Annotated in this window: 14 protein-coding genes; 11 read left to right on the forward strand and 3 right to left on the reverse strand. The window is 67.5% G+C overall.

Annotation, left to right across the window (positions count from 1 at the left end):
- The first annotated feature begins 9 nt into the window (after window positions 1-9).
- From AZKH_RS04660 to AZKH_RS04710, 11 genes are all read left to right on the forward strand, one after another.
- Window positions 10-600: a serine O-acetyltransferase gene (locus AZKH_RS04660; RefSeq protein WP_015434588.1), complete on the forward strand. Its 591-nt coding sequence runs from the start codon at window positions 10-12 to the stop codon at window positions 598-600.
- Window positions 597-1,811, forward strand: coding sequence for a glycosyltransferase (locus AZKH_RS04665; protein WP_015434589.1), 1,215 nt, complete (start codon window positions 597-599; stop codon window positions 1,809-1,811). The genes AZKH_RS04660 and AZKH_RS04665 overlap by 4 nt, the downstream gene beginning before the upstream one ends.
- A complete protein-coding gene (locus AZKH_RS04670) occupies window positions 1,799-2,983 on the forward strand; it encodes a glycosyltransferase family 2 protein (RefSeq protein WP_015434590.1) in 1,185 nt (394 codons plus the stop codon). The genes AZKH_RS04665 and AZKH_RS04670 overlap by 13 nt, the downstream gene beginning before the upstream one ends.
- Entirely contained in the window at window positions 2,980-3,729 is a 750-nt protein-coding gene (locus AZKH_RS04675; RefSeq protein WP_015434591.1) for a WecB/TagA/CpsF family glycosyltransferase, read from the forward strand. The genes AZKH_RS04670 and AZKH_RS04675 overlap by 4 nt, the downstream gene beginning before the upstream one ends.
- Window positions 3,726-4,799: a GDSL-type esterase/lipase family protein gene (locus AZKH_RS04680; protein ID WP_172642454.1), complete on the forward strand. Its 1,074-nt coding sequence runs from the start codon at window positions 3,726-3,728 to the stop codon at window positions 4,797-4,799. The genes AZKH_RS04675 and AZKH_RS04680 overlap by 4 nt, the downstream gene beginning before the upstream one ends.
- Window positions 4,800-4,805: 6 nt before the next feature.
- Window positions 4,806-6,224, forward strand: coding sequence for an MBOAT family protein (locus tag AZKH_RS04685; protein WP_015434593.1), 1,419 nt, complete (start codon window positions 4,806-4,808; stop codon window positions 6,222-6,224).
- Between the two features lie 40 nt (window positions 6,225-6,264).
- Window positions 6,265-7,302, forward strand: coding sequence for a GDP-mannose:glycolipid 4-beta-D-mannosyltransferase (locus AZKH_RS04690; RefSeq protein ID WP_051071642.1), 1,038 nt, complete (start codon window positions 6,265-6,267; stop codon window positions 7,300-7,302).
- On the forward strand, window positions 7,303-8,787 hold the full coding sequence (locus AZKH_RS04695; protein WP_015434595.1) for a lipopolysaccharide biosynthesis protein: 1,485 nt from the start codon (window positions 7,303-7,305) through the stop codon (window positions 8,785-8,787).
- Window positions 8,788-8,820: 33 nt separating this feature from the next.
- Window positions 8,821-9,744: a polysaccharide pyruvyl transferase family protein gene (locus AZKH_RS04700; RefSeq protein ID WP_015434596.1), complete on the forward strand. Its 924-nt coding sequence runs from the start codon at window positions 8,821-8,823 to the stop codon at window positions 9,742-9,744.
- An 89-nt stretch (window positions 9,745-9,833) separates the two neighbouring features.
- On the forward strand, window positions 9,834-10,937 hold the full coding sequence (locus AZKH_RS04705) for a sugar phosphate nucleotidyltransferase (protein WP_015434597.1): 1,104 nt from the start codon (window positions 9,834-9,836) through the stop codon (window positions 10,935-10,937).
- Between the two features lie 222 nt (window positions 10,938-11,159).
- The gene (locus tag AZKH_RS04710; protein ID WP_015434598.1) at window positions 11,160-11,339 is read left to right on the forward strand and encodes a hypothetical protein; all 180 of its coding nucleotides are present in this window, start codon (window positions 11,160-11,162) and stop codon (window positions 11,337-11,339) included.
- Between the two features lie 46 nt (window positions 11,340-11,385).
- Here AZKH_RS04710 and AZKH_RS04715 read toward each other — a convergent pair whose 3' ends face one another.
- The 3 genes from AZKH_RS04715 to AZKH_RS04725 all read right to left on the reverse strand — a co-directional run bounded on the left by AZKH_RS04715 (window position 11,386) and on the right by AZKH_RS04725 (window position 17,745).
- Window positions 11,386-13,449: a M3 family metallopeptidase gene (locus AZKH_RS04715; protein WP_015434599.1), complete on the reverse strand. Its 2,064-nt coding sequence runs from the start codon at window positions 13,447-13,449 to the stop codon at window positions 11,386-11,388.
- Between the two features lie 154 nt (window positions 13,450-13,603).
- Entirely contained in the window at window positions 13,604-14,380 is a 777-nt protein-coding gene (locus AZKH_RS04720; RefSeq protein ID WP_015434600.1) for a DUF2189 domain-containing protein, read from the reverse strand.
- 125 nt (window positions 14,381-14,505) lie between these two features.
- Window positions 14,506-17,745, reverse strand: coding sequence for a pilus assembly protein (locus AZKH_RS04725; protein ID WP_015434601.1), 3,240 nt, complete (start codon window positions 17,743-17,745; stop codon window positions 14,506-14,508).
- Window positions 17,746-17,770 lie beyond the last annotated feature (25 nt).

The raw sequence follows: 17,770 nt of genomic DNA on the forward strand, positions 1-17,770 counted from the left end.
GCGACAGACATGAATCGTGATGCCGATTGGGCCGCGGACCTGCGCCGGTATGGCGTGCGCCGGCCTTTCCTGAAGGAGCAGTCGGTGTGGGCCGTCGCGGTGCATCGCTTCGGCCGCCGCGTCGACGCCCGGCCCGACGGAGTGGCGAAGCGCGTGCTCACGGGCTGCTACTGGCTCGCATTCCGGCTCGTCGAGACGGCGGTCGGCATCAGCCTGCCGAAGGCGGCGTCGATCGGCGGCGGCCTGCGGATCTGGCACTTCGGCGGCGTGTTCGTGCACCCGGAGGCCGTGATCGGGCGCAACTGCACGCTACGCCAGGGGGTGACGATCGGCAATCGTCGCGAGGGCGGCCCCGCGCCGGTGATCGGCGACGACGTCGAGTTCGGCGCCTACGCGCAGGTGCTGGGCGGCGTGCGCATCGGCAACGGCTGTCGCATCGGCGCGCTGTCGGTGGTGCTGTGCGACGTGCCCGACGGCGCGACCGCGGTCGGGGCGCCGGCGCGCATCGTCGCGGCAGCGGGGCGACCGGCGCGGCAATCGCGCAAGGAAGCAATCGAAATCATGCAGGACACGGGCCTCGTCGCGGAGGGCGGACGTTGAAGATCGCCTACCTGATCAACCAATATCCGAAGGTGAGCCACAGCTTCATCCGCCGCGAGATCCTCGCGCTCGAGCGGCAGGGCTTCGATGTGCTGCGCGTCGCGGTGCGGGGCTGGGACGCCGAGCTCGTCGATCCCGAGGACCGCAGCGAGCAGGCGCGCACGACCTATCTGCTCCAGGACGGCGTCGGCGCGCTCGCGAAGGCGGTCCTGCGGGTCGCCGCACAGGCGCCGCGACGCTTCGCCGCAGCCTTGCGGCTCGCGCTGCAGATGGGGCGGAGGGCCGACCGGCCCTGGCCCTACCACCTGATCTACCTCGCCGAGGCCTGCCGCGCGCTGCCAGCGCTGCACGCTTTCGGCGTGCGTCACGTGCACGCGCATTTCGGCACCAATCCGGCCGAGGTCGCGATGCTGATCAACGCGCTGGCCGGCTTGCCGTACAGCTTTACGGTGCATGGGCCGGACGAGTTCGACAAGCCGGGCTTTCTCGGCACTGCCGAAAAAATCCGCCGCTCGGCCTTCGTCGTCGCGATCAGTTCCTTCGGCCGCAGCCAGCTCTACCGTTGGGCCGGACATCGCGACTGGGGGCGGGTCAAGGTCGTGCACTGCGGCCTCGAACCGGCCTTCCACGCGGTGCCGCCGGTGCCGACACCGGTCGCGCCGCGACTGGTGTGTGTCGGCCGGCTGTGCGAGCAGAAGGGCCAGCTGCTGCTGGTCGAGGCATTGGCGCAACTGGCGGCGAGGGGCATCGACTTCGAGATGGTGCTCGCGGGCGACGGCGAGCTGCGCAGCGAGATCGAAAGCCTGATCGTGCGGCACCAGCTGGACGGAAAGGTGCGGATCACCGGCTGGATCAGCAGCGAACAGGTGCGGGACGAGATCCTCTCCGCGCGCGCGCTGGTGCTACCGAGCTTCGCCGAAGGACTGCCGGTGGTGATCATGGAAGCGCTGGCGCTGCGGCGGCCGGTCGCGACGACCTACGTCGCGGGCATTCCCGAGCTCGTGCAGCCGCAGGAAAACGGCTGGCTGTTCGCGGCCGGCTCGGTCGACACCCTCGTCGCAGTGCTCGAAACGGTGCTCGCGACGCCGGCCGAGGAGCTCGATCGCATGGGCGCGGCCGGGCGGCGACGCGTGCTCGAACGCCATGACGTCGATACCGAGGCGGCGAAGCTGGCCCGCCATTTTGAGGAGGCCGTCGCATGGACGTCCTGACGCTGCTTCTCGCTGCCGTGTCGGTGCTGCTGCTCGTGCCGGTTGCGCTGTTACTGCTGCAGGTCCTGGTCGCGCTGCCGCCGCAGTGGCCGAGACCGTCCCCGGCAGGTCGCCGTCCCCGTCTGGCGGTGCTGGTGCCGGCGCATGACGAGGCACTCGGCATCGCCGCGACGGTGCGCGGCATCCTTGCCCAGCTCGCCGACGGCGACCGTGTCGTCGTGGTCGCAGACAACTGCAGCGACGACACCGCGGTGCTGGCCCGCGAGGCGGGCGCCGAGGCGATCGTGCGTCACGACCCGAGCCGCCGCGGCAAGGGCTATGCGCTGGACTTCGGGGTGCGGCACCTAGAGTCCGCCCCGCCCGAGGTCGTCGTGGTCGTCGATGCCGATTGCCGTCTCGGTCGCGACGCGCTCGATCGCCTGGCGCGAAGCTGCGGTCTCGCGCAGCGACCGGTCCAGGCTTTGTACCTGACGCATGCGCCCGCCGGCGCCGGCCTGAAAACCCGCATCGCAGAATTCGCCTGGGCCGTGAAGAACCGCCTGCGTCCGCTCGGTTATGCGCGTCTGGGCCTGCCTTGCCAGCTGATGGGCACCGGCATGGCCTTCCCGTGGCCGACGCTGCGCGCGGCCGACCTCGCAAGCGGCCACATCGTCGAGGATCTCAAGCTGGGCCTCGACCTGACACGCGCCGGGCGGCCGCCGCTGTTCTGCCCCGAGGCGCAGGTGAGCAGCGTGTTCCCTTCCTCGGCCGAGGGCGTGAAGTCGCAGCGCACGCGCTGGGAGCACGGCCACCTCGGCATGATCGTCGGCGAGGGGCCGCGCTTGCTGGGCCGGGCGCTCGCCCGGCGCGACCTGCGTCTTGCGGCGTTGGTGCTGGACCTGTTCGTGCCGCCGCTGGCGCTGCTGACGCTGATGGTCTTCGCATCGTGGGCGGTGGGCGGCGTGCTGTTCGCGGTCGTCGGGAAGGCACTGCCCTTTGTACTCGCTTCGCTCGCCGGCGTGCTGCTCGGCACCGCGGTGCTGCTCGGCTGGCTCGCCTGCGGCCGTGACGTTGTTTCCTTTGCCGATCTTGTCCGCGCGCCGCTGTACGCGCTGTCGAAAATTCCGCTTTACCTGCGCTTCGTCGGCCGTCGACAGGTCGACTGGGTGCGCTCACGCCGGGATGCTTCATGAATTCGCCAAGCCTTTATCAAGCGCGCTGGACCCAGGTCCTGCGCCACCTCTACACCGTCGACTCCGAGGCCGAAGCGGCTCAACTCGTCGACGCGCTGGCGTCGGCCGGGCAGTCGCGCATGGTCGCATTCGTCAATGCCCACGCGATGAACTCGGTGGTCGGCGACTTCGATTTCTTCAAGGCCCTGTGCGATGCGGACGTGCTGCTGCGCGACGGTTCGGGCATGGCGATGCTGTACCGCATGCTCGGCGGCGAGGCGGGGCTCAACATGAACGGCACCGATTTCATTCCGCGGCTGCTCGCCGCGTATCGAGGCCGTCGCGTTGCGTTGTGGGGAACCGCCGAGCCTTATCTCAGCGCGGCCGCGGCGCGCTGTGAAGCCGAGTATGGTGTCGAGGTCGTGTCGCGCGAGAACGGCTTTCACCCCGCCGCCCATTACTGCGACCAGATGCGCGCGCTGCGCCCGGAACTGATCGTGCTGGGCATGGGCATGCCCAAGCAGGAAGTGGTCGCGGGGCTGCTGCGCGCCACCGCATCGGGCGCCCCGCTGATCGTCTGCGGTGGCGCGATCCTCGATTTTCTCGGCGGCAAGGTGGAGCGCGCGCCGCGGTGGGTACGGCGCCTCGGCGTCGAGTGGGCGTACCGCCTGCTGCGGGAGCCGAAGCGCCTGTTTCATCGTTACGTGATCGGCAATCCGCTGTTCCTGCTGCGGGCATGGCGATGTCGTACGGCCGGGGCGCGATGAGCTCCGCGATCGAACCCGGGCGACGCCTGGCAATGATCCTGCTGACGGCGACTGCGCTGCTTGCCGTGCTCGAACTCGGCCTGCAGGTCCGCTCCCAGCTGCGTTTCGGCCAGAGCGTGTTCAACGCGCTGCGCGGCGAAACGCGCTACGTCGAGGATGCGCAGACCGGCCTCAAGCTGCTGCGCCCCAACCGCATCTTCCCGGGGCGCGACGTCGAGATCCGCAGCAACAGCCTGGGGCTCCGCAGCCCGGAGATCCTGCTCACGCGCGAGCCGGGGAGCCTGCGCATCGCCGTCGTCGGGGCCTCGACAGTGATGGGCGAACTCGCGGCGCGCAACGAGATGACGTTTTCCGCCCTGCTGGGCGAGCGCCTGCGTCAGCACTATCCGGACACCAAGGTCGAGGTCATCAACGCCGGCATCGCCGGCTATCGTCTGGCCGACCAGCAGCGCATGCTCGAGCGGATCGTGCTGCCGCTGAAGCCCGACCTGGTGGTCGTCTATCCCGGCTTCAACGACTTCGCGGATTACTGCCGCGATGCAGAACCTGCGGCGACTGCCGCGCGCCACGGGTTGCCGCTGCTGAGCCTGCCCGGCTGGCTGCTCTCGGTCGAGGCCGTGCGGCGCAACACGGGCTTCCTGCGTACGGCCTTGCCGGCCAAAAAGACCTTGCGCGATCCGGCGGCGATCGAAATTGCGCCCTACCGCCGCCGTATCGAGCAGATCGTCGCGACCGTGCGTGCCGCCGGGGTGCCCTTGCTGCTCGCTACCAACGCGCGCGCCTATCGGCCGGAGCAGCCGCTGGAGGAACAGATGCGGCTGTCGGAACAGGCGCGCTACTTCAATGCCTGCTTCGATCTCGCCGGGCTGCACACCCTCTACGACCGGCACAACGCCGAGATCCTCGAAACGGGCCGTCGCCTCGATGTGCCGGTGTTGCCGCTGCACCTGCAGATCCCGGGCGGGCGGCGTTACTTCGCCGACTCGAGCCACTTCACGCCGGACGGCGAACGCCTCGCCGCCGATGCGATCTTCGGCTTTCTCGTCACCGGCGGCCTGCTCGGTTCCTGACCTCCCATGTCATTCCAGTCCCTGCATTTCCTGTTGTTCGTCGGTGTCGTGTTCGCGCTGAACAGGCACTTTCTCGACCGTATCGAGACACGCAAGAACATTCTGCTCGTTGCGAGCTACTACTTCTACATGTGCTGGGACTGGCGCTATGCAGGGCTGCTGCTCGTCATCAGCGCGGTGAATTTCGTCGCCGGCCGCAGCATCGAGGCGAGCCGCACCGAGCGCGGCAAGAGGCGCTGGCTGGCGTTCTCGCTGATGGCGTCGCTGGGCGTGCTGGCCTGCTTCAAGTACGCCAATTTCTTCATCGACGGTGCGGAGCGGCTGATCGCGGCGCTCGGCTTCGCGCCCGACGGGCCGCTGCTGCAGGTACTGCTGCCGGTGGGGATCTCGTTCTTCACCTTCCAGAGCCTGTCCTACACGCTCGACATCTTCCGCGGCCGCGAGCGCGCGACCGACAGCTTCCGTGACTTCGCGCTCTTCGTCGCCTTCTTTCCGACGGTGCTGTCGGGGCCGATCACCCGTGCGCGCGAGTTCCTGCCGCAACTCGAGCAGCCGTTGCCCGACAGCCGCGAGCGCGTGGAGGAGGGCCTCGTGCTCATCGTGCGCGGCTTCGTCAAGAAGATCGCCTTCGCCGATGTGCTGGCCTTGCACCTCGTGAATCCGGCGTTTGCGGCCCCCGCCGACTACTCGCCGCTCTTCCTGCTCGTCGCCGTGTATGGCTTCACTTTCCAGCTCTACATGGACCTGTCCGGGTACACCGACATCGCGCGCGGCGTCGCCAAGCTCCTCGGTTTCGAGCTGCCGCAGAACTTCGATCGCCCCTACCGGGCGCTCAGCGTGTCCAACTTCTGGCAGCGCTGGCACATCTCGATGTCGGGCTTCTTCCGCGACTATCTCTACTTCGGCATCGGCGGATCGAAGCGCGGCAACGTCTACCTCAACCTGTACGTCACCTTCATCGCGATCGGGTGCTGGCACGGCGCAGGCTGGAACTTCGTGGTCTATGGTCTGATTCACGGCAGTTGCGTGTGCTTCGAGCGCTGGCGTCGCGGCCGGCGCGAGGCACGCGGCCTGCCGGCGACGCCGCAGGGGCCGGTCGCGCGCCTGTGCGCGATCCTGCTGACGCTGCAGATCGTCGCGCTGTCGCGGATCCTGTTCCGTGCACCCGATCTCGACAGCGCCGCCGCCTACGTCGCCGCGATGTTGCGGCCGGTGTCGGACTTCGCGCCGTTCACCGCCGTCGGGGTCGCCACGCTCGTCGTTGCGGTGCTGCTCCACTACCTGCCGCGACACCTCTTTGCACAGACCGCCCGTGCCTACCTGCGCGCGCCGGTGGTGGTGCAGGGCGGTGTGCTCGCCGGCCTGGTGCTGGCCTTGCTGGCCGTTTCGCCGGGCGCGGCGAGTTTCATCTACTTCCAGTTCTGAGCCCGCCATGCGGAGTCAGGCAGACAAAACGGAGGCATTCATGGGATCGAGGACCATCTCCGCCCAGCGGCGGACGCCGATCACGGTGCTGCAGTCGCTGCGCCCGCAGACGGCCGACAATCCCTACGTCAAGCAGGTCGTTGCGGCGGTCGCGTCGCATGCCGACGTCGCCTTCTTTTCATGGCGCACCGCGCTCTTCGGGCGCTATGACGTGTTCCACGTGCATTGGCCGGAATTCCTGCTGCGCGCACCCGATCGCAGCCGGCCGCTGCAGTACGCGCTGTTCCTGGCGCTGATCCTGCGCACCGCGCTGTCGCGGCGCCCGGTCGTGCGCACACTGCACAACCTCGAGCCGCACGAGGGCGCGAGCGCGGTCGAGCGCTTCCTGCTGCGCCTGCTCGACCGGCGCACGCGGATGTGGATCCGCCTCAATGCGGTGACCGCCGACCGCGCGCCCCAGACCGTGACCATCCTGCACGGCCACTACCGCGATTGGTTCGCCCGGCTGGAGGTGCCCGCGTCGGTGCCGGGTCGGCTGCTGTATTTCGGCCTGATCCGACCATACAAGGGGGTCGAGACGCTGCTCGACGGCTTCCGCGCGCTCGACCCCGAATTGGTGCCCGACGCCCAACTGCGCATCGTCGGCCATCCCTCGACGGACGCGCTGCGGCGCGGGATCGTCGACGCCTGCAACGCCGATCCCCGCATCGGCGCGCTGCTCACGTACGTCGACGACGCCACACTCGCGCGCGAGATCGGGCTGGCCGAGCTGGTCGTGCTGCCGTTCCGCCAGATGCTCAACTCCGGCTCGCTGCTGCTCGCGCTGTCGCTCGACCGCCCGGTGCTCGTGCCGCGCAACGAGGCCAACGAGGCACTCGCGCAGGAGGTCGGGCCGGGCTGGGTGTACATGTACGACGGCGAACTCGACGCCGGAACCCTGGCCGCCGCGCTGTGGGAAGTAAGGATCACGCCGCGCACGCCGACACCGGATTTCTCGCGCCGCGAGTGGTCGGATGCCGGCCAGCGCCACTACCGCGCCTATCTCGCCGCGATCCGCGGCGAAGCGATCGAGGCCTGAATGAGCGGCGAAAACGTCTCGGTCGCGACCGTCCCCGTCGCCGGGCCGCTCGGCCGGATGGCCGCGCGCGGCGCCGTGGTCATGATGGGCGGGCAGGCGTGCAAGATCCTGCTCCAGTTCGGCGGCATCGTCGTGCTCGCCCGTCTGCTCTCGCCGGCCGACTACGGCCTGCTCGCGATGGTCACCGCAATCGTCGGCATCGGCGAAGTGCTGCGCGACTTCGGCCTGTCGTCGGCGGCGGTGCAGGCGCGTAGCGTGTCGCCGCAGCAGCGCAGCAATCTTTTCTGGATCAACGGCGCGATCGGGCTGCTGCTCGCGCTCGTCGTGTTCGCCGCCGCCCCGGCGATCGCAAGCTTCTACGCGCAACCGCTGCTGCAGCCGATTGCCGAGGCGCTCGCCCTGAGCTTCCTGCTCAACGGCCTCGCGACCCAGTACCGCGCCCAGCTCAACCGCGACATGCGCTTCGGCCGGCTCGCAGCCGCCGAGGTCGGCGGTCAGGCCCTCGGCCTCGCCGCCGGCGTCACGCTCGCGCTGCGCGGCCACGGGCACTGGGCACTGGTCGCCCAGCAGCTCGGCCAGGCGGCGGCGACATTGCTGCTGCTCGTTGCGACCACCGGTTGGCGGCCCGGCTTGCCGCGTCGCGGCGCCGGCATGGGGGCCTTCCTGCGCTATGGCGGCAATCTGATGAGCACCCAGCTCGTGGCTTATGCAAGCCGCAACATCGACGCGCTGATCATCGGCCAGCGTTTCGGCGCCGACCTGCTGGGGCTCTACAACCGGGCCTATCAGCTGCTGATGCTGCCGCTGAACCAGATCAACGCGCCGGCGACGACGATCGCGCTGCCGGTCCTGTCGCGGCTCGCCGAGGACCGCGAACGCTACGCCCGCTTCCTGCTGCACGGCCAGTCGGTGATGCTGCACCTCGTCGTCGCGGTGTTCGCCTTCGCCTGCGCCCAGGCCGAGCCGCTGATCGTGCTGGTGCTGGGATCCCACTGGGCGCCGGCGGTGCCGATCTTCCAGATCCTGGCCGTCGGCGGGGTGTTTCAGGCCGCGGCCTACGCGAGCTACTGGGTGTTCCTGTCGAAGGGACTCGCCGGCTCGAACCTGCGCTTCACGCTGTCGTCGCGGCTGCTGTTGATCGCCGGCATCGTTGTCGGTGCGCAATGGGGAACGCAGGGCGTCGCCACGGCCTACGCGGCGGGCATCCTGCTCATCTGGCTCGGCGGCCTCGCATGGCTGCGCGATTCCGGTGCGCCCGTGGGCGCAATGTTCCGCAACGGCTTGCGCGTGATGCTCGCGTACGGGCTGTGCGGCCTCGCGTCGGCGCTCGCCTCGCTCGAACTCGCGGGATCGCTCCCGGGACGGCTGGCGGTCGGCGCTGCGGCGATGGTCGCTGCCTTCCCGTTGCTGATGGTGCTGTGGCCGGCGTTCCGCGTCAGCGTCGTCGACATCGTCCGCAGCCGCACGCTGCTGCGTGCCCCCTGAATTTCCCGGACTTCAAGGACCTCGATCGGAACAATGCTCAACAAGTTCAGAAACCTCCTACAACGCCCACCGGCCCCGCAGGCCCCCATCGCGGCGCCGCTGCCTTACGGTCACGTGTCCCTGTTCCACTGGCGGCCACTCGACGGCCGCGTGAACTTCGGCGACCATCTCTCGCAGATCGTCGTCTCGCGCCTGCTGGCCGAGCGAAGCCTGACCCTCGACGACGAGGTCGAACAGGGAGCGCGCCTGCTCGCCATCGGCTCGATCCTGCATTTCGCCGGCGACGGGGACGTCATCTGGGGCTCGGGCGTCAATGGCAAGGTGCCCGAGTCCTGCTTTACCGCGAAGCGGCTCGACGTCCGCGCGGTTCGCGGGCCGCTGACCGAGGAGTTCCTGCGTGCCCGAGGGCATCGCGTCCCGGCGGTATACGGCGATCCCGCCCTGCTCGTGCCGCTGCTTTTCGGCGGTCGCTTCCGGCCAACGGGCGAACAGGCGCTGGTGTTCGTCCCCAACCTGCACGACCTGCCCTTCGTTGCCGGCAAGCCCAACGTGGTGTCGCCGCTGTCCGGCTGGAACACCGTGATCACCGAGATCCTCAAGGCGCGGCTGGTTCTCGCAAGCTCGCTGCACGGACTGGTGATCGCCGAAGCCTTCGGCATCCCCGCGCGCTACGTCCGACTCTCGGATACCGAGAATCTGTTCAAGTACCAGGACTATTACTACGGAACCGGGCGCGGGCAATTCGAGTATGCGAAATCGATCCCGGAAGGGCTGGAAATGGGCGGCATGCCGTCTTTTTCGTTCGATCCGCAGCCGCTCCTCGCGGCCTTTCCGTGGGATCTCTGGCGGCAGAGCGCCCGGACTGCCATGGGCGTCGCAGCAGTCCCGCCGACAGACGATGGACGCGGGGGAATACCGATGAGCACATCCGAAACCGGCCACATCGGACGCGCCTGACGGCCGTCCGGCTCCGTTTCAAACCCTACGACCGCGCGGACAAGGCGCGCGGCGAGGGCTCCCTTTTCATCCAAGAGAGAGGTGTCGCTATGGCAAAAGCAATGATTCTGGCCGCGGGGCAGGGCACGCGGGTGCGCCCACTGACGAAGAACGTGCCCAAGCCGATGGTACCGATCCTCGGCAAGCCGGTGCTGGAATATCTGATCGAGCATCTCGCGCGCTTCGGCGTGAAGGAGATCATGATCAACGTCGCGTTCAACCACCACAAGATCGAGGACTACTTCCGCGACGGCCATCGCTGGGGCGTCGAGATCGGTTACTCGTATGAAGGCGTGCGCGACCACGGCGAGATCGTGCCCAAGGCACTCGGCTCCGCGGGCGGCATGCGCCGCATCCAGGATTTCGGGGGCTTCTTCGACGAGACCACGCTCGTGATCTGCGGCGACGCGCTGATCGACCTCGACCTCCGCGCAGCGCTCGATGAGCACCGCCACAAGAAGGCCCTCGCGAGCGTCGTCACGCTCGAAGTGCCGCGCGAGCAGGTGCAGAGCTACGGCGTCGTCGTCACCGATGCGAATGGCCGCGTGAAGTCCTTCCAGGAAAAGCCCAGGCCCGCGGAAGCGAAGTCGACGCTTGCAAGCACCGGCATCTACATCTTCGAACCCGAGGTCATCGACCTGATCCCGCCCGGCCGCGAGTTCGACATCGGCAGCGAACTCTTCCCACTGCTGGTCGCCGAGGAGCGCCCCTTCTACGCACAGAACCGCTTCTTCAACTGGATCGACATCGGCCGCCTGACCGACTATTGGGCGGTGCTGCAGCGCGTGCTGCGCGGCGAGATCGCACAGATGGACATGCCCGGCATCGAGGTCCGCCCCGGCGTATGGGCAGGCCTCAACACCTCGATCGCGTGGGACAGCGTGCAGATTGTGGGTCCGGTATACATCGGTTCGGGGGTACGCATCGATCCGGGCGCGTCCGTCATCGGCCCGACCTGGATCGGTCATGGCAGTCACCTGCGCGGCGGCGCACGGGTCGAACGCAGCATCCTGTTCGAGTACACGCGCGTCGGCGAGGGCCAACGCTTCAGCGAGAAGATCCTCTCGCCGCAATATTGCGTCGATCGCTCGGGCGAGACGCTTTATGTCGGCGACGATCGCACCAGCCTGCGCTGGGGGGACGCACGGGGCTGAATATCACCCTGGCCTTCTCTTCGGGCGGCCGGCGCGTGCCGACATCGATGTCGAGAAAATTTACACACATCTGCGGCGCAACAACTTCGCGGAGCGGTTTTCGAGCCGGAAACGTTGTCGGCATGCCGATTTTACAAAACGGCACAAAATTTGCTGATACCCCCTTGAGGGTATGTCGAGCCTGCCGTTAGGGAGTCGGCACGCGCCCCCGAGGAGATCGCCATGGTGTACGACGGAACCGATCTGCGTGTCGACTGGGCCATGCGGCAATACGTCGGCACGATCATCTATTATCTCGCCCACGGCGGCGACCAAGCGAATGCACGGATGAACATGACCGAGCGCGGCGTCCCCATCCATGTGCAGCGTCGCGTGCTCGAAGGTAAGGCGGCGGTCGATTGACCGCCGCCTTGCCCGGTTCTGAGCGATCGCGCGCTACGCGCGGCCCTCAGACGTCCGCCATGCCGTTGTGGCGCAACAAGGCGTCGACTCGCGGCTCGCGTCCCCGGAAGGCCTTGAACGACTCGATTGCCGGACGACTGCCTCCCACCGCCAGGACCTCGCGCCAGAAGCGCTCCCCGGTCGCCCGATCCAGCAGACTGCCCTTGCCGCGGCCGGCTTCCTCGAAGGCTTCGAACGCATCCGCCGACAGCACCTCCGCCCACTTGTAACTGTAATAGCCCGCTGCGTAGCCGCCCGCGAAGATGTGCGAGAAGCTATGCGGGAAGCGGTGCCATACCGGCGGCACCACGACCGCGACTTCCCTGCGCACCTCGTCGAGCAGCCCCATCACACGCTCGATTGCCACCGGCTGCCGCGGCTCGGCCGGCGCGACCTCGTAATGCAGGCGCAGGTCGAACAGCGAGAACTCGAGCTGGCGCACCATCTGCATCCCGCCCTGGAAGTTCTTCGCCGCGATCATCTTGTCGAAAAGCTCGCGCGGCAGCGGTTCGCCGGTGTCGACGTGGGCGGTCATGCCGGAGAGCACGTCCCACTCCCAGCAGAAGTTCTCCATGAACTGGCTCGGCAGCTCGACCGCATCCCACTCGACGCCATGGATGCCCGACACCGCGAGGTCGTCGACACGCGTCAGCAGGTGGTGCAGACCGTGGCCGCACTCGTGGAACAGCGTCAGCACGTCGTCGTGCGTGAAGGTCGCCGGCTTGCCGCCGACCGGGCCGGGGAAGTTGCAGACGAGGTAGGCGACCGGCGTCTGCAGGCCGCGCATGCTCGAATAGCGGCTGCGCGCCGAATCCATCCACGCGCCGCCGCGCTTGGTCTCGCGCGCGTGCAGGTCGAGATAGAAATGGCCGACCGCGGCTCCGTCCTTTTCGATGCGGAAGAAGTGCGCGCTCGGATCCCAGCGCGGCGCTGCCTCGGGGACGATCTCCACGCCGTACAGGCTGCGGATCACGCCGAACAGGCCTTCGAGCACCTTCGGCTCGGGGAAGTACTGCTTCACTTCCTGCTCGGAGAAGGCATAGCGCGCCTGACGCAGCTTTTCGGACGCATAGGCCATGTCCCAGGGTTCGAGCGGCGAGAGGCCGAGCTCGCTGCGGGCGAAGGTCCGCAATTCCGCGAGGTCGCGCTCGGCGAAAGGCTTCGCCTTCGCGGCGAGCTCGTGCAGGAAGTCGAGCACCTGGGTCGGCGACTCGGCCATTTTCGCGACCAGCGACACTTCGGCGTAGTTCGCGTAGCCCAGCATCCGCGCCTCTTCATTGCGCAGCGCGAGGATGCGGCCGATCAGCGGACCGTTGTCGAGTTCCGCCTTGCCCTGTTCGGACGCGCGGGTCGCGTACGCCCGGTACATCCGTGCGCGCAGCTCGCGGTTCTCGGCGTACTGCATCACCGGAAGATAGGCCGGCATCTGCAGCGTGAACTTCCACCCGGCCTTGCCGTCGCGTTCGGCGGCGGCGCGTGCGGCCTCGACCGCGTCCGGCGGCAGACCCGCGAGGCCGGCCTCGTCCGCTATCCACTCCGCGTGGGCGTTGGTCGCGTCGAGCAGGTTCTCGGAGAACTTCGCCGCGAGCGACGACAGCTCTTCCTGGATCTCCTTGAAGCGCGGCTTGTCGCTCTCCGGCAGCTCCGCGCCCGACAGGCGGAAGTCGCGCAGCTCATGGTCGACGATGCGCTGGCGCGTCGGCGACAGCATGTCGTACTCGGCGCTCTCGAAGAGCTGGCGGTACTTGTCGAACAGTTCGAGGTTCTGGCCGACCTCGGCATAGAAGCTCGACACTTCGGGCAGCAGCGCGTTGTAGGCCTCGCGCCATTCGGGCACGTCCATCACGCTGTGCAGATGGCCGACGATGCCCCACGCGCGGCCGAGCCGTTCGCCTTCCTCGGTGAGCGGCGTGACAAAATTTGCCCAGGTTGGCGGGGCCGGTTCGGCGACGAGCGCCGCGATCATCGCGCGGTTCTCATCGATGAGTTGGCGGATCGCCGGCGCGACATGCTCCGGCCGGATGTCGTCGAAGCGCGGCAGGCCGGTGAAATCGAGAAGGGGATTGGTCATTCGGGTTCCCGGAAACGCTGTTGTGTTGGGGAAGGATGCCGGCCCTCGGGCACGGCATCGGCTCTGGCAGCCATTCTAACCGCGCCGCTGCGCATGCGGCCGCGGTAACGAGACGGGGCCCGCAGGCCCCGTTCGGCGCTTCACGCTGCAGCGCTTATTCGATCAGTTCCTTGTAGGCATGCCAGGTGGCATGGCCGACGAGCGGCAGCAGGAACACCATGCCGATCATCATCGTCGCGAAGCCGATGCCGATCAGGGCGACGATCAAGCCGGCCCATACCGCCATCGCACCGAGGTTGTGACCGACGGCGCGCGCGCTCGACATCATCGCGGTCGCGATGTCCGCATCGCGATCCATCAGCATCGGCACCGACACCACGGACAGCGCAAAAATCAGACCCGCGATTGCACCGCCGATGACCAGGTAGGAGACGACGAATTGCGCGTAGTGGCCGGACAGGAAGACGTCCTGGAAGAAATTCGCGAGATCGGGCGAAGCGGTCTCGTGATAGAACAGCGCGAACAGGATCGCTGACAGGCGCTCCCAACCAATCAGCGCGAATGCCAGGAAAGCGCCGTAGTACGCGAGGTGGTCGCCGTGACGCTGCAATCCTCTCAGCGAGTCCATGAAGCTCACGGATTCGCCGCGCTCATGGCGCCGCGAAATCTCGTATAGCCCGGCAGCCATGAGCGGACCGACGAGGAAGAAGCCCGAGATCGCCGCCGTAAACAGGTAGGGCATCCTTGCCGCATAGGCGAGAATCAGGTAGCCGATGACGGCGAAGAGCGCACCGTAACCGAGGCTGGCAGCAGGACTCGAACGCATGTCCTCCCATCCCATGCGTAGCCACATCAGCGGTCGGTCGGCTTCGACCCGGCGCACGTGGGGCAGGTGGAAATGGCGATCCAGCGAGTTCAGTGGCTTGTCCATGGCGGCCTCCTCGGGGTTGGAAGTACCAGGGCGCAGCAGATGCTGCCAAGACGGGGCCCGCCCCGGATTTCCTTTAGAGGAGTATCCGGGCGGCAAGTTCGCATTTCCGCCTGGCGGGCGTGGCTTTACATCAGTTCACGCCAGTAGACCCGTCGCCACTTCACTGTCGACGGCGTGGCGGGGGCCGTTTTCGGGATGGTCGGCGAGCGTTTTTGCTTGTCCGAGAACTGGATCAGGCCGCGGTCGCCGCTGGAAGTCTGGATGACCACGGCGCGGCTGGCGATCGTGTAATCCATGAACCATCCGCTCTCGTAGGTGCTCGCGCCTCCGGCGGTCTTGAGGATCGCGCCGCCGTTGTCCGCGTTAACCGCGAAGAACCAGCTGGAGCCTCCGGGATCGCACAGGGTGTTGGTCGGAACGTTCACCGTGAACACCAGCGTGCCGGATTGCGTGATCGCGGGGTGTGTGTTGACCCGGCCATTGGCGATCGGAAGATCGAAATACCAGCCGCGACGCGTGGAGTCCATCGCGAGGTTGCTCAGCGTGAATGTCGAGGAGGTCGAGCTCACGATGCGCTGGCAGAGGAAGTCGCCGTCGCCGCCGTTGGACGGACAGCTGTTGCCGTTGCTGCCGCGGATGTTCAGTGTCGGCGGCGTGCTCGCCGTATCGTCGATGATGCCGTACATCGACTGGACCTGCGTCGCGTGGGAGTTCTGAGCGGCGTCGCCGGGCACATCGCTCGATCCGAGGTACTGTCCGGTCCCCACGATGACGAGGTACTTGGTCGCGGAGCCCGATACCTGCCGCACGATTGGGGCCGTCGTGATCGGCTGGGCTCCGCCGCTGCCGTCCGCGAGCTGGGCAATGCGCGTCGCGGTCCAGCTGCTCAGGTCGAAGCGCCAGACGTTGCCGGCGAGGTCGCCGCCGTAGACGAAGCGCGTCGTTTGTCCTGCAGTCGCATTCGCGAGCGCCGACAGATGCACGAGACCGGACGGCGAGGTCGCGGTGCCGGCGGTTGTCAGGGGGTAGTGGAGTAGTACGTGCCCGTCGCTCGGGTCCAGCGCCCAGACGCGACCGACGCCGTCGCCGCCCGTCGTGCTGCCGTTGTTGTAGCCGGACGTTACCAGCACGACCCAGCCGTCGTTCGGCGTTTTGACGATCAGCGGTGTGCCGAAGCCGAAGCCCATGTTGGCGTCCGTCGCGAGCGCTTCCCACAGGACCTTGGCCGCGGCGTCGCTTTCGCTGCTTGCGCCCGACGTCGACACGTCGAGTGCGTAGTATCCGCGACCGCCCTTGCCGAGACCGCCGACCAGGATCTTCTTCTGGAACGTGGCGTTGGCGACCGCGGCCGCCGCCGGGGTCGCGTCGACGTAATAGCGGTGGCGGTACGTCGGGTCCGCCAATTGGGCGAGTCCCGGGCGCACCATACTTGGAATATAGGCCCACAGCTCGTTGCCCGTGCTGCCGTCGAACGCATGCACCATGCCGTCGTTGGCGGGCTGATAGACGGTCGTCGCGCTGCCGTTGGTGACGAGCACGGGTTCCGCATCAATGATGTCGCCGAGCAGATGCTGGCGGATGCGGTACGTGCTGCCTTCGCCGCTGCGGCTGCCCCGCAGGAAGTCGATGACGCCCGCGGTCAGGCCGATGCCCGCATTCTCGTAGTTGGCGGCCGTGAACGCGTTGCCGCTCGAACCGTTGTAGGAGACGATCTTGCGCGAGCCCGCCGGATTGCTCAGCGCATCGAGTTTCTCCTGCGCGGACCAGATGTGGGGCGTGATCGGAAGGCCGGTCGCGAGGTCGAGCGAGAAGGCTTCGAGATCGCCGCTCCAGTAGCCCGAGTTGTAGCTCGATGCGTAACTGGTGTTGTTCGTCGCGATCTGCGAACTCGTCACCGCGACCGCCGCCGCCGCCCCGTCCCGGGCAAGCGCGTCGTTGATCGCGTTGGTGAATGCCTTCGTGAGCGCTGCCGTGTTGTCCGCGGTGGTGAAGAGGCCGCCCCCCTGGTGCGCGGCCTCCTGCAGCAGCGGGTCGTTCTTCGCCTGATCGTCCGCAAAGCCGACGGTGTAGGTCCGCATGTTGTTCGACTTCTTGCGTCCGTTCGGCGCGACGATGTCGGGGCGGAGGTCGGTTTCGTACATCGCCTGCGCGACGTCGTTGAGGTAGTCGCTGCCCGCGCTTTCGTAGGAGTGGGGGCCGCCGATGTGCCCCGGGTGGCTCGTAGCCGCCGCGCCTGTCTTCTCGTCGTACTGCCTGGATCCGCTCGTCGTGCAGGAGCCGCTGTCGCCGTCGTAGTCGCAGAGGTAGGAATTGGTCGACAGGGCCTGATCCTGTTGAGGACGCCCGTCTGTCATCAGCACCGCAGCCGAACCCTGGCACCAGTACTGGACGGGACATGCAGCGCCGGCGCAGCCGGCAGGCGCGCCGCTGAGCTTGTGCGGCGAGGTCGTGCCCTGCGTGAAGAGGCTGGCGACGGTGACGGTCGCCTGGGAGGCCTGGCCGGGGTGGATCGTCAGGTTGCCGCTGTAGCCGGTCGTGAAATACTGGCCGATGTCGGCCAGCGTTTCGGAGAGGGGCGTGCTGCCGGTCGCCGCCAGTGCATCGATGCTGGTCTTCAGGTTGGTCAACTGGGTCGCGTCGAGGTCCGCGACCGCCCGCAGCAGCATCCCGCCGTTGTCGCCATTATAGGTCGCGAGGCCCACCCGGGCCTTGGCGGCGGTAGACCCGGTCTTCAACGGAATCGTGTCGAGCGCGGCTTTGGCGCCTTTCTTGGCGATCTCGAGGCGCGTTTCCGTGCTCGGTTTGCGAGAGGTCCAGCCGGACAGCGTGCCGGTGCCGAAATACCAGTTGAGGTAGCGTCCGGAGTATTGGGATGGGAGGTAGGATGCCCCTCCTGCCGTCGTGCAAGCGGTGCCGCAGGATTGCGTCGTCACCAGCCGGACGTTCGTGTAGGTCGCCGCGTCGTCGAAGCAGACTTGGCCGCTGCCGGTGCCGAGGGTGCAGCCCGACGTGCAACTGGTCGCGCTGCGGCCCGTGCCGACTGCGCTTGCGAGTTCGACTTTCGGTACCCCACTGACCACGCGCAGCGAAACGGTGTTGCCGGTGTCGATGCGCTGATTCGCCGCGGTGCAGCTGCCGGAAAGATAGGATGCCCCGGTCGCGCTGAATGGCGAATCCGGCACGATGTTGCTCATCGACCCCGAATTGTCGACCATGAGCATGAAGTTCGCCGGCACGTTGTTCGCGACCGCCATCGGCGTGTTGGCAATGTCGGTCTCCGCCGCATCGGGCGCGTTCAGGAACGGATTGGACAGGGCAATGGCGAGCAGAGCCGGCAGGGCGATCCGACGGAGGGGCGTATTCACGACGTTCTCTGCAATGAGTGAGGGC

It is taken from the genome of Azoarcus sp. KH32C, from assembly GCF_000349945.1.
GTDB lineage: Bacteria > Pseudomonadota > Gammaproteobacteria > Burkholderiales > Rhodocyclaceae > Aromatoleum.